The 11,799-nt window shown below is 74.0% G+C and carries 11 protein-coding genes; 6 read left to right on the top strand and 5 right to left on the bottom strand.

Annotation, left to right across the window (positions count from 1 at the left end):
* Positions 1–110: 110 nt before the first annotated feature.
* The 4 genes from ilvC to ilvD all read right to left on the bottom strand — a co-directional run bounded on the left by ilvC (position 111) and on the right by ilvD (position 5,584).
* Positions 111–1,139 carry a ketol-acid reductoisomerase gene (ilvC, locus tag ABEB16_RS16520; protein ID WP_345713317.1) on the bottom strand — a complete coding sequence of 343 codons (1,029 nt, stop codon included), beginning with the start codon at positions 1,137–1,139 and terminating at the stop codon, positions 111–113.
* 68 nt (positions 1,140–1,207) lie between these two features.
* On the bottom strand, positions 1,208–1,720 hold the full coding sequence (gene ilvN, locus ABEB16_RS16515) for an acetolactate synthase small subunit (protein WP_345713316.1): 513 nt from the start codon (positions 1,718–1,720) through the stop codon (positions 1,208–1,210).
* The gene (locus tag ABEB16_RS16510) at positions 1,717–3,591 is read right to left on the bottom strand and encodes an acetolactate synthase large subunit (protein ID WP_345713315.1); all 1,875 of its coding nucleotides are present in this window, start codon (positions 3,589–3,591) and stop codon (positions 1,717–1,719) included. Before ABEB16_RS16510 ends, ilvN begins: the two co-directional genes overlap by 4 nt.
* A gap of 277 nt (positions 3,592–3,868) precedes the next feature.
* Positions 3,869–5,584 carry a dihydroxy-acid dehydratase gene (gene ilvD / locus ABEB16_RS16505; protein ID WP_345713314.1) on the bottom strand — a complete coding sequence of 572 codons (1,716 nt, stop codon included), beginning with the start codon at positions 5,582–5,584 and terminating at the stop codon, positions 3,869–3,871.
* 93 nt (positions 5,585–5,677) lie between these two features.
* On the opposite strand from ilvD, the gene ABEB16_RS16500 reads away from it, so the two are divergent.
* Both ABEB16_RS16500 and ABEB16_RS16495 read left to right on the top strand, forming a co-directional pair.
* Entirely contained in the window at positions 5,678–5,866 is a 189-nt protein-coding gene (locus tag ABEB16_RS16500) for a hypothetical protein (protein WP_345713313.1), read from the top strand.
* 9 nt (positions 5,867–5,875) lie between these two features.
* Positions 5,876–6,190: a hypothetical protein gene (locus ABEB16_RS16495; RefSeq protein WP_425560228.1), complete on the top strand. Its 315-nt coding sequence runs from the start codon at positions 5,876–5,878 to the stop codon at positions 6,188–6,190.
* A 47-nt stretch (positions 6,191–6,237) separates the two neighbouring features.
* Here the strand turns inward: ABEB16_RS16495 and ABEB16_RS16490 are convergent, their stop codons facing one another.
* Entirely contained in the window at positions 6,238–6,570 is a 333-nt protein-coding gene (locus ABEB16_RS16490; protein WP_345713312.1) for a DUF8129 domain-containing protein, read from the bottom strand.
* Between the two features lie 233 nt (positions 6,571–6,803).
* On the opposite strand from ABEB16_RS16490, the gene ABEB16_RS16485 reads away from it, so the two are divergent.
* From ABEB16_RS16485 to ABEB16_RS16470, 4 genes are all read left to right on the top strand, one after another.
* Positions 6,804–8,195: an MFS transporter gene (locus tag ABEB16_RS16485; RefSeq protein WP_345713311.1), complete on the top strand. Its 1,392-nt coding sequence runs from the start codon at positions 6,804–6,806 to the stop codon at positions 8,193–8,195.
* 79 nt (positions 8,196–8,274) lie between these two features.
* Complete coding sequence (locus ABEB16_RS16480; RefSeq protein WP_345713310.1) at positions 8,275–8,622, top strand: molybdopterin oxidoreductase; 348 nt, start codon at positions 8,275–8,277, stop codon at positions 8,620–8,622.
* Between the two features lie 4 nt (positions 8,623–8,626).
* On the top strand, positions 8,627–11,236 hold the full coding sequence (gene nirB / locus ABEB16_RS16475) for a nitrite reductase large subunit NirB (protein ID WP_345713309.1): 2,610 nt from the start codon (positions 8,627–8,629) through the stop codon (positions 11,234–11,236).
* The gene (locus tag ABEB16_RS16470) at positions 11,233–11,589 is read left to right on the top strand and encodes a Rieske (2Fe-2S) protein (protein WP_425560227.1); all 357 of its coding nucleotides are present in this window, start codon (positions 11,233–11,235) and stop codon (positions 11,587–11,589) included. Before nirB ends, ABEB16_RS16470 begins: the two co-directional genes overlap by 4 nt.
* Positions 11,590–11,799 lie beyond the last annotated feature (210 nt).

Raw genomic sequence — 11,799 nt, 5'->3', positions numbered from 1 at the left:
AGGTGCCGCGCGCCTACCGCGCCACCGGCGAGCACGCGCCCGGCTCGGAGGCGGTGCTGGCCGCCGCCGGGGTGCCGGCTGCCTGTCGACCCGGTCGCCCGGGGGCCGCGTCAGCGCGCGGCGGTGCCCTCGACGTAGTCGGAGTCGTCGGACTTCACCCACGCCATGAGCTTGCGCAGCTCCCGGCCGGTGGCCTCGATGGGGTGCTGCTCGCCCTTGGCGCGCAGCTCCTTGAACTCCGGGGCGCCGGCGTCCTGGTCGGCGATGAAGCGGCGGGCGAAGGTGCCGTCCTGGATGTCGGCGAGGACCTCCTTCATCCGCTCCTTCACCGAGGCGTCGATGACGCGCGGGCCGGAGACGTAGTCGCCGTACTCAGCGGTGTCGGAGACGCTCCAGCGCTGCTTGGCGATGCCGCCCTCGTACATGAGGTCGACGATGAGCTTGAGCTCGTGCAGGCACTCGAAGTAGGCCACCTCCGGCTGGTAGCCGGCCTCGGTGAGCACCTCGAACCCGGCCTGCACGAGCGCCGAGGCGCCGCCGCAGAGGACGGCCTGCTCGCCGAACAGGTCGGTCTCGGTCTCCTCGGTGAAGGTGGTCTTGATGCCGCCGGCGCGCAGGCCGCCGATGGCGCGGGCGTAGGCCAGCGCGAGCTTCCACGCACCGCCGGTGGCGTCCTGCTCCACGGCGACGATGACGGGCACGCCGCGGCCGTCGACGTACTCGCGGCGCACGAGGTGGCCCGGGCCCTTGGGGGCGACCATGATCACGTCGACGTCGGCCGGGGGCTTGATGTAGCCGAAGCGGATGTTGAAGCCGTGGCCGAAGAGCAGCGCCTTGCCGGCGGTCAGGTGCGGCTGGATCTCGTCGGCGTAGACGCCGCGCTGCAGGTGGTCCGGCACCAGGATCATGATCACGTCGGCCTCGGCGGCGGCCTCGGCGGGCGTCAGCACCCGCAGGCCCTCGTCGGCGGCCTTGGCGCGGCTGGCGGAGCCCTCCTTGAGCCCGACGCGGACGTCGACACCGGAGTCGCGCAGGGACAGCGCGTGGGCGTGGCCCTGGCTGCCGTAGCCGATCACCGCGACCTTGCGGCCGGTGATGTCGGCCAGGTCGGCGTCGTCGTCGTAGAACATCTCGGCCACTGCGGGCTCTCCTCGGGGTGCGTCCCCCGGGGCGGTCCCGGGGGTGGGTGGTTCGGTCGGTGGGTGGCTCAGGCGGAGCGCAGCGCCCGGTCGGAGATGGACCGGCCACCGCGGGCCAGGGCCACCGTGCCGGACTGCACGAGCTCGCGGATGCCGAACGGCTCCAGCACGCGCAGCAGGGCGGCCAGCTTGTCGGGGCTGCCGGTGGCCTCCACGACCACGGCGTCGGGGGAGACGTCGACGACGTGCGCGCGGAACATCTGCACGACGCCCTGGATCTCCCCGCGGGTGGCGGCGTCGGCGCGGACCTTGACGAGCACCAGCTCGCGCTCGACGGAGGCGCTCTCGTCCAGCTCGACGATCTTGATGACGTTGACGAGCTTGTTGAGCTGCTTGGTCACCTGCTCCAGCGGCTGCTTCTCCACGTCGACGACGACGGTCATCCGCGAGACGTCCGCGCGCTCGGTCGGGCCGACGGTGAGGGACTGGATGTTGAAGTTGCGCCGGGCGAACAGCGACGAGACGCGCATGAGGACGCCGGGCTTGTCCTCCACGAGGACGGACAGGGTGTGCTGGCTCATCGGATCGTCCTCTCGCCCGAGTCGGTGGACTCCAGGTCGCCGTCGGTGTCGCGGTCCCACTGCGGGCTCACGCCGCGGGCGTACTGGATGGCGTCGTTGCTCACGCCGGCGGCGACCATCGGCCACACCATGGCGTCGCGGTGGACGCGGAAGTCGACGACGACGGGCACGTCGTTGATGGCCATGGCCTTCTCGATCGTCGCGTCGACGTCCTCGGGCCGGTCGCAGCGCAGCCCGACGCAGCCGTAGGCCTCGGCGAGCTTGACGAAATCCGGGATCGGGGCGCCGCGGCGGGAGTGCTCACCGGAGTGCAGGTCGGTGTTGGAGTAGCGCTCGGCGTAGAAGAGCGTCTGCCACTGCCGCACCATGCCGAGGCTGGAGTTGTTGATGATCGCGACCTTGATCGGGATGTCGTTGATCGTGCAGGTCGCCAGCTCCTGGTTGGTCATCTGGAAGCAGCCGTCGCCGTCGATGGCCCAGACCACCGCGTCGGGGCGGCCGACCTTGGCGCCCATCGCCGCGGGCACCGCGTAGCCCATGGTCCCCAGGCCGCCGGAGTTCAGCCAGGTGCGGGGCTTCTCGTAGGCGATGAACTGCGCCGACCACATCTGGTGCTGGCCGACGCCGGCGGCGTAGACGGCGTCGGGACCGGCGATGGCCCCGATGCGGGAGATGACGTGCTGCGGCGCGAGGGAGCCGTCCTGCGCCTCGGTGTACCCGAGCGGGTAGGCCTCCTGCCAGCGGCGGACCTGCTCCTGCCAGGCGGAGATGTCGGCGCGGTGGCCGGCGGCGTGCTCGGCGGCCACGGCCTTGACGAGGTCGGCGAGGATGAGCTTGGCGTCGCCCACGATCGGGACGTCGACGGCGCGGTTCTTGCCGATCTCGGCGGGGTCGATGTCGGCGTGCACGACCTTGGCGTGCGGCGCGAAGCTCGACAGCTCGCCGGTGACGCGGTCGTCGAAGCGGGCACCGAGGGTGATGAGCAGGTCCGCCTTCTGCAGGGCGGCGACGGCGGCGACGGTGCCGTGCATGCCGGGCATGCCGAGGTTGGCGGGGTGGCTGTCGGGCAGCGCGCCGCGGGCCATCAGCGTCGTCACCGCGGGGATGCCGGTGAGGTCGGCCAGCGCGGTCAGCTCGGCGGAGGCGCCGGCCCTGATGACGCCGCCGCCGACGTAGAGGACGGGCCGCTCGGCGCTCGCGACGAGCTTGGCGGCCTCCTTGACCTGCTTGCCGTGCGGGCGCACCGTCGGCCGGTAGCCGGGCAGGTCGACCCGCTCGGGCCAGGTGAAGGAGGTGGTGGCCTGCAGCGCGCTCTTGGCGACGTCGACGAGGACGGGGCCGGGGCGGCCGGTGCCGGCGAGGTGGAACGCCTCGGCGACGACCCGCGGGATGTCCGCCGGGTCGGTCACGAGGTAGTTGTGCTTGGTGATGGGCACGGTGATGCCCGCGATGTCCGCCTCCTGGAAGGCGTCGGTGCCGATGGCGGCGGCGCCGACCTGCCCGGTGATGGCCACGACGGGGACGGAGTCCATGTTGGCGTCGGCCAGCGGGGTGACGAGGTTGGTCGCCCCCGGCCCGGAGGTGGCCATGCACACGCCCACCTTGCCCGTGGCCGCGGCGTAGCCCTCCGCGGCGTGGCCGGCGCCCTGCTCGTGGCGCACGAGGACGTGGCGCAGGTGCGGGGAGTCCATCAGCGGGTCGTAGGCAGGCAGGATCGCGCCTCCGGGGATCCCGAAGACCACCTCGACGCCCACGGCCTCCAGCGAGCGGACGAGGCTCTGCGCACCCGTGAGCGAGGCCACGGGCAGCTTCGGGTCGAGGGGGAGGGCGGGCCTGGTCCCAGCAGCGCTGCTGTGCTCGGCGGTGGTCATCTCGGGTGCTCCTGTCGCGGGTTCGGCGTGCGGTTCTCGGGACCGGACGGCGCCCGGCCGTTCGGTGCCGGACGCGAAAAGACCCCTGCACCGGGACACGGCGAGGGGTCGCGCGCACGGCCGATGCTCAGCCGGCGCGCTGTCCGAGTACTACGAGGAGCTGCACGGCCCCACCGTAACCCCCGCCGCGGGCGGGTGTCAGCCACACCCCCCGACCGTCTCAGCATGCGGACGCGACGTCCACCGGCTGGGACGATCGGGGGCGCGGCCCCCCGCCTCAGCGGCAGACCGCCCCCACCGACGCCGACTGCACCGTGCGGGCGTACTTCGCGAGCACGCCGCGGGTGTAGCGCGGCGGCAGCGGCGCCCAGCCCTCCCGCCGCGCCGCCAGCTCCTCCGCCGGCACCAGCACGTCCAGGGTCTTGGCCGCCACGTCCAGGCGGACGCGGTCGCCGTCGCGCACGAACGCGATCGGGCCGGCGTCGACCGCCTCGGGGGCCACGTGGCCCACGCACAGCCCCGTGGTGCCCCCGGAGAAGCGCCCGTCGGTCAGCAGCAGCACGTCCTTGCCGAGCCCGGCGCCCTTGATCGCACCGGTGATGGCGAGCATCTCCCGCATCCCGGGACCACCCTTGGGGCCCTCGTAGCGGATGACGACGACGTCGCCGGCGGAGATCGTGCCGTCCTCCAGGGCGTCCATCGCGGCGCGCTCGCGGTCGAAGACCCGGGCGGTGCCCTCGAAGACGTCGGAGTCGAAGCCGGCGCTCTTGACGACCGCCCCGCCCGGGGCGAGGGAGCCGGACAGGATGGTGATGCCGCCCGTGGCGTGGATGGGGTCGTCCAGGGCGCGCAGCACCACGCCGTCCACGTCGGGCGGGGCGATCTCGGCGAGGTTCTCCGCCATCGTGCGGCCCGTCACCGTCAGGCAGTCCCCGTGCAGCAGGCCCGCGTCCAGCAGGGCGCGCATCACCACGGGGATGCCGCCGATGCGGTCCACGTCCACCATGACGTGCCGGCCGAAGGGCTTGAGGTCGCCCAGGTGCGGCACGCGCGAGGCGATGCGGTCGAAGTCCGCCAGCGTCAGGTCCACCTCGGCCTCGTACGCGATGGCCAGCAGGTGCAGCACGGCGTTGGTGGAGCCGCCCAGCGACATGACGACGGCGATGGCGTTCTCGAACGCCTCCTTGGTGAGGATCTGCCGCGCCGTGATGCCCCTGCGCAGCAGCCCCACCACGGCCTCCCCCGAGGCCCGCGCGAAGCCGTCGCGGCGGGCGTCCGGCGCGGGCGGGGCGGCGCTGCCGGGCAGCGACATCCCCAGCGCCTCCGCGGAGGCGGCCATCGTGTTGGCGGTGTACATCCCCCCGCAGGCGCCCTCGCCCGGGCAGATCGCGCGCTCGATGGCGTCGACGTCCTCCCGGCTCATCAGCCCGCGCGCGCACGCCCCGACGGCCTCGAAGGCGTCGATGATCGTGACCTCGCGCTCGGAGCCGTCCGACAGCCTCGCCCGGCCGGGCAGGATGGAACCGGCGTAGAGGAAGACGCTGGCCAGGTCCAGGCGGGCGGCGGCCATCAGCATCCCCGGCAGGGACTTGTCGCAGCCGGCCAGCAGCACCGAGCCGTCCAGCCGCTCGGCGCTCACCACCGTCTCCACCGAGTCGGCGATCACCTCGCGGCTGACGAGGGAGAAGTGCATGCCCTCGTGGCCCATGGAGATGCCGTCGGAGACGCTGATGGTGCCGAACTCCATGGGGAAGCCGCCCGCGGCGCGGACGCCGACCTTCACCTCCTTGGCCAGGCGGTCCAGGCTGAGGTTGCAGGGCGTGATCTCGTTCCAGCTGGAGGCCACGCCGACCTGCGGCTTGGCGAAGTCCTCGTCCTGCATGCCGACGGCGCGCAGCATGCCGCGCGCGGCGGCCCGCTCCAGGCCGTCGGTGACGTCGCGGCTGCGGGGCTTGACGTCGACACCGGGTGCTGCGCTGCTCTCGGAGGTCACGGGGGGAGTCTAGGTGGGCCCCACCCCACCGGCGGGTGCGAGCGCCGCCGGGCCACCAGGTGTGACCGGCACCGCGCCGGGTACGGGACGGGCATGACGCACCACGACAAGCCCGAGGAGCACGACGAGCACACCGGCGCGCAGCCGGACCCCGACGCCGACCCCGGCACCCTCAACCCCCGCGACACCCGCGGCGAGCACACCGGCGACGCGGTCGCCGAGGACGGCGGCAGCGGCGCCGACCCGGACGCCGACCCGGAGAACCTCAACCCGCGGGGCTGAGGAGCGGCGGTGACCGGGCGCGGGAAGCTGGCACCGGCCGCGGCGCGGGTCGCGGCGAGCTCGACGTGGACCGACCCCGACGGGGTGCGGATGCCGGGCGGGGACGTGCACGCCTGGGAGCCGGGCACCAACCAGACGGCGTGCGGGCTGCCGCTGCACCGGACGGGGCTGGCGCGCTTCCCGCACGTGCCGTGGGCCGAGGTGCAGCCGGCCACGGGCGGGGCCGCCGAGGAGGTGGGGCACGTGTGCCCCCGCTGCACCGCCGCGACGACCCCGCGCGCCGCGCGGGGCAGGCGGTGGGCCCGCACCGACCCGCGCCCCTGAGCACGCCCCGCCGGGCCCACCGCGCAGGCGGTGGGCCCGGCGCGCCCTCAGCGCGGCTGGGCCGGGTTGGTCGGGTCGCCGTGGGAGGGCGGGTTGACCGGCGGCGCCCCGCTGTCCCCGAGCAGCGGGCCGGACGGCGCGGGGGCCGCCTCGGGCGCCGGGGCCGCCGGGTCGCCGCCGGACGGCCCGGCGCCGGCGTCGAGCTGGTCGGCGCGGGCCCGCAGCACCGTCAGCACGGGCTCGCGCGCCCCGTGCTCCTGCTCGTAGGACACGAGCACGGCGAGCTGGTCGCGGTCCAGGGCGCGGATGCGGTGCGCGAGGGTCGCCACGGGCAGGTGGTCGTAGTCGGGCAGCGGCAGCGCCGCGCGGTCGTCGGCCACGGGACCTCCTCGTCTCAGGTCGGGCACCCCGGTGGCGCCCCTCCTCCCCTACCCGCTTCGCGCCCGGCCCACCCGTGTTGCCGGACGCTCACCCGCGCGGCCCGCAGGTGTGAGAACAGCGAGCGCCTCCGGTAACAGAGCGGCACACGCCGCGAAACACGCCCTTCCTACGGTCGGGGTACCCGAACCCGCCGCCCGCGCCCGGCGGCACGTCCCCCTCCCGAGGAGCCCTCTTGGCCACCACCACGGACTCCCCCGCACTCGTCGGGACCCCCACCGCCCCCCGCCCCGGCCGCTGGATCGACGAGTGGGACCCCGAGGACGAGGAGCAGTGGAGCAGCACGGGGCGCCCGGTCGCCCGCCGCAACCTCTGGCTCTCCATCCTCGCGGAGTTCCTCGGCTTCTCCGTCTGGCAGCTGTGGACGATCGTCACGCCCAACCTGGGCAAGGCGGGCTTCTCCCTCGACGCGAACCAGATGTTCTGGCTCATCGCGATCCCCAACCTCGTCGGCGCCACCCTGCGCTTCCCCTACACCTTCGCGGTCCCCCGCTTCGGCGGGCGCAACTGGACCGTCGTCTCGGCCCTGCTGCTGGTGGTCCCCTGCGCCGGGCTGGTGTGGGTGGTGCAGAACCCGCAGACGCCGTTCTGGCTGATGCTCCTCGTCGCGGCCACGGCCGGCGTCGGCGGCGGCAACTTCGCCAGCTCGATGGCCAACATCTCGTTCTTCTTCCCCGAGCGGGAGAAGGGCGCCGCGCTCGGCCTCAACGCCGCGGGCGGCAACCTGGGCGTGGCCGTCGTGCAGCTCGCGGTGCCGCTCGTCGTCATCGCCGGCGCCGGCGTCGCGCTGGAGCGCGCCGGTCTGGTCGTCATCCCCCTCGCCGTCCTCGCGGCGGTGCTGGCCTGGCGCTGGATGGACAACCTCACGAGCGCCAAGGCCGACCTCGCCGGGTACGCCGCCGCGCTGCGCGACCGCAACACGTGGATCATCTCGTTCCTCTACATCGGGACGTTCGGCTCGTTCATCGGCTACGCCGGCGTGTTCCCGACGCTCATCAGCACGCAGTTCCCCGACATCGCCTTCACCTGGGCGTTCATCGGGCTGCCGGGCGTGCCGCTGACCCTGGCCTTCATGGGCGCCCTCGTGGGCTCCGTGGTGCGCCCTTACGGCGGCCGGATCGCCGACCGCTTCGGCGGCGCCCGCGTCAGCGTGGTGGCCTACCTCGTGATGGCGGTCGGCGCCCTCGGGGCCGTCGCGGCGCTGCGGACCCACAGCTTCGCGCTGTTCTTCACGTCCTTCATGGTCCTGTTCGTCGCCAGCGGCGCCGGCAACGGTTCGGTCTACCGGATGATCCCCGCCATCTTCCGGGCCGGGGTCGACCGCATGGACAAGACGGCGATGACGATGGCCAAGCGCGAGGCTGCCGCCTGCATCGGGATCGCCGCCGGCATCGGCGCCTACGGCGGGTTCCTCATCCCCCGCGGGTTCGCCACCTCGATCAAGGAGACCGGCTCCCTGGTCCCCGCCCTGCTGGTGTTCGTCGGCTTCTACCTCGTCTGCATCGCCGTCACCGCCACCTGCTACCTGCGCCGGAGCGGCACGAGGTTCGCCGACGCCGTCGTCTGACCCACCCGAGCCCCGCACCTCCAGCACCTCCAGCACCTCCAGCACCACCGTCCCGGAACCCGCCGAGAGGGGAACTCCCGTGAGCTCGACCCCCCGCTTCCTGCAGGGAGCCCACACCTTCACCGGTGCGGGCCTGGAGAAGCCCGTCCCGCTCGACGGAGCGCCGGCCTACGCCGTGCCCGAGGGGGTCCGCGCCCAGGCGCTGTACTTCCGCGGCGGGAACTCCACCGACGAGATGGTCAGCGCCGTCCTGCTGCGCGACGGCGTCCCGATGCGCTGGTTCCCCATCGGCGCCAGGGGTTCGGTCCACGTCCCGCTGCGGGTCGTGGAGGACCTGGAGGCGCCGACCGTCCTGGAGGTCCGGGTGGCCGCCCCCGAGGGCGTCACCGGCACCCTCGTCCTCGATCTCGGCCTCGTGGAGGTGTGAGGCGATGACCGCGACCGCTGAACGTCCCCGGGCCACGGCCGCCGGGACGACCGCCCGCCGCCGCCTCGTCGTCGTCGGCAACGGCATGGCCGGGGCCCGCGCGGTGGAGGAGGTCCTCGAGCGCGGCGGCGGCGAGCAGTTCGCCGTGACGGTGTTCGGCGACGAGCCGTACGGCAACTACAACCGGATCATGCTGTCCCACGTGCTGTCCGGCGAGGAGGAGGAGCACGGCATCTTCCTCAACTCCCTGCCCTGGTACGCCGAGAACGGCATCGACCTGCGCGCCGGGGTGCGGGTCACCCGCGTGGACCGCCACGCCAAGGTGGTGCACGACGCCACCGGCGCGGTGACGCCCTACGACGTGCTCCTCCTGGCCACCGGCAGCTCCCCGTTCTTCCCCGCCATGCAGGGCCTGCGCCGCGAGGACGGCTCCACCCTGGCGGGGGTGTTCGGGTTCCGCACCCTCGACGACACCCGCGCGATGCTCGCCGACGCCAGGCTGCACTCCAGGGCGGTCGTCATCGGCGGCGGCCTGCTGGGCCTGGAGGCCGCCCGCGGCCTGCAGAACCACGGCCTGGACGTGGAGCTGGTCCACTCCCCCAAGCACCTGATGAACCAGCAGCTCAACGCCGAGGCCGGCCGCGTACTGCAGCGCTCCATCGAGGCCCTCGGCATCCGCGTGCACACCGGGGCGCGCACCGTGGCGCTCACGGGCGACGACCGGGTCAGCGGCGTCGTGCTCGCCGACGGGCGCACCCTCGAGGCGGACATGGTCGTGGTGACGGCGGGCATCCGCCCCAACGCCGAGGTCGCCGCCGCCTCCGGCCTGCTCGTCGAGCGCGCGGTCGTCGTCGACGACCGGATGCGCTGCAGCGACGAGGACGGCGAGGTCGTCCCCGACGTCTACGCCGTCGGCGAGTGCGTGCAGCACCGCGGCGAGACGTACGGGCTGGTGGCGCCGCTGTGGGAGCAGGCCGGCGTGCTGGCCGACCTGCTCACCGGCCGCGACCCCGACGCGGCGTACCACGGCTCGCGCACCGCGACGAAGCTCAAGGTGGCCGGCGTCGACGTCGCCGCGATGGGCCTGCCCGAGCCCGAGCGCGTCGACGACGAGTTCGTCGTGTTCTCCGAGCCCGGGCGCGGGGTCTACCAGAACGTCGTCATCCGCGAGGGCCGCCTCGTCGGGGCCACCCTCATCGGCGACGTGCGCAAGGTGTCGTTCCTGCAGCAGGCGTTCGACCGCAACCTGCCGCTGCCGGAGGAGCGGGTCGGGCTGCTCTTCGACCTGGGCACGCCGCCGGAGGAGACGGGCGCGGCCGAGCTCGACGACCACGCGCAGGTCTGCAACTGCAACGGCGTCACCAAGGGCGCGATCGTGGACGCCGTCAAGGACGGCTGCACGTCGGTGGGCGCGGTCGTCACCGCCACCCGCGCCGGGAAGGGCTGCGGTTCCTGCAAGACGCTCGTGCAGCAGATCACCGAGTGGGCCGCCGGCGGCGACCTCGCGGTGGACGAGTCCGCGAACTGGTACGTGCCGGCCATCCCCATGGACAAGCAGGCCCTGATGGCGGCCGTCCGGGAGCGGGACCTGCGCTCGGTGTCGGCGGTGTTCCGCGAGCTGGCCACCGGCGGCGCCGAGGACGCGAAGTCGAAGATGGCGCTGACCTCGCTGCTGCGCACCGTGTGGCCCGGCGGCGTCGTGGAGGAGCGCGACGCGCGCTACGTCAACGACCGGGTCCACGCCAACATCCAGCGCGACGGCACGTTCTCCGTGGTGCCGCAGATGAAGGGCGGCGTCACCACCCCCGAGCAGCTGCGCACGATCGCCGACGTGGCCGACAAGTACGCCGTCGGCATGGTGAAGGTCACCGGCGGGCAGCGCATCGACCTGCTCGGCGTGAAGAAGGAGGACCTGCCGAAGGTCTGGGCCGACCTGGGCATGCCGTCGGGCTACGCCTACGGCAAGAGCATGCGCACGGTGAAGACGTGCGTGGGCACCGACTTCTGCCGCTTCGGCCTGGACGACTCCACCAAGCTCGGCATCGACCTGGAGACCCGCTTCCAGGGCCTGGAGTCCCCCGCGAAGCTGAAGCTCGCCGTCGTGGGCTGCCCGCGCAACTGCGCCGAGGCGTACGTCAAGGACGTCGGGGTCGTGGCCATCGGCGGCGGCCGGTGGGAGATCTACGTCGGCGGGGCCGCCGGCGCCTCCGTGCGCAAGGGCGACCTGCTGGCGACGGTGGAGGGCACCGAGCAGGTGCTCACGGTCGCCGGCCGCTTCATCCAGTTCTACCGGGAGTGGGGCAACTGGCTGGAGCGCACCTACGACTTCGTGCCGCGCCTGGGCATCGACCGGGTCCGCAAGGTCGTCGTGGAGGACTCCGACGGGCTGGCCGCCGGCCTCGACGCGCGGCTGCAGGAGGCCGTCGACGCCTACGTCGACCCCTGGAGCGAGGGCCGCGAGCCCGTCGTGCCCGGCCAGTTCCGCCCGTCCCTGCCGCTCGTCGACCTGCCGCTGGTGCCGCGCCGCCCCGGGGGCGGGCCCGGCGGGGTGCTGCCCGACGTCCCCGGCAACGCGAAGGCCGCCGTGCAGGTGGCGCAGGAGGTGTCCCGGTGACCGCGACGGCGCCCACGACGGAGCAGGGCGTGCAGGAGCGCCCCGAGGTGCGGGTGGCGTCCCTCGAGGAGATCCCCGAGGGCGAGGGGCGCACCTACGTCGTCGAGGGCGAGCAGGTGGCGGTGTTCCGCCACCGCAGCGGGCGGGTCAGCGCCGTGCAGGCCACCTGCCCGCACTCCGGCGGCCCGCTGGCCGACGGCCAGATCGACGAGCGCTTCGTCGTCTGCCCGCTGCACCTGTTCGCGTGGGACCTGGCGACGGGCGAGTCGACGTCGGGGCAGCCGCCGGTGCGGGTGCACCCGTGCCGGGTGGGTGCCGACGGCTCGGTCGTGGTGGGCGGCGCCGAGCGCTGAGCGGGTCCCCCACCGCGGCGGGCGCCCCCGCCGCTCCCGACGAGCACCTGCCGCGCCGGTGCAGGGTCGCCGATCGCGCCCCGCAGCCGCGCGGCAGGTGGCATCCTTGCCACATCCCCATGCCGGTGACTGGAGACCCGCCCGTGCCCCCTGCTCCCGAGCACACCCCCCGCGCGCCCTACCCGCTGCACCTCGACCTCGCCGGCCGCC

Source organism: Kineococcus glutinatus, assembly GCF_039542765.1.
In the GTDB taxonomy this organism is placed as follows: domain Bacteria; phylum Actinomycetota; class Actinomycetes; order Actinomycetales; family Kineococcaceae; genus Kineococcus_A; species Kineococcus_A glutinatus.
This window is presented reverse-complemented; position numbering and strand designations above follow the sequence as displayed.

Excerpts from the sequence above, each read along its gene's own strand:
- nirB (WP_345713309.1), top strand. The coding sequence starts at position 8,627 with ATGACCGCGACCGCTGAACGTCCCCGGGCCACGGCCGCCGGGACGACC.
- ABEB16_RS16510 (WP_345713315.1), bottom strand. The coding sequence starts at position 3,591 with ATGACCACCGCCGAGCACAGCAGCGCTGCTGGGACCAGGCCCGCCCTC.
- ilvN (WP_345713316.1), bottom strand. The coding sequence starts at position 1,720 with ATGAGCCAGCACACCCTGTCCGTCCTCGTGGAGGACAAGCCCGGCGTC.
- ABEB16_RS16500 (WP_345713313.1), top strand. The coding sequence starts at position 5,678 with ATGACGCACCACGACAAGCCCGAGGAGCACGACGAGCACACCGGCGCG.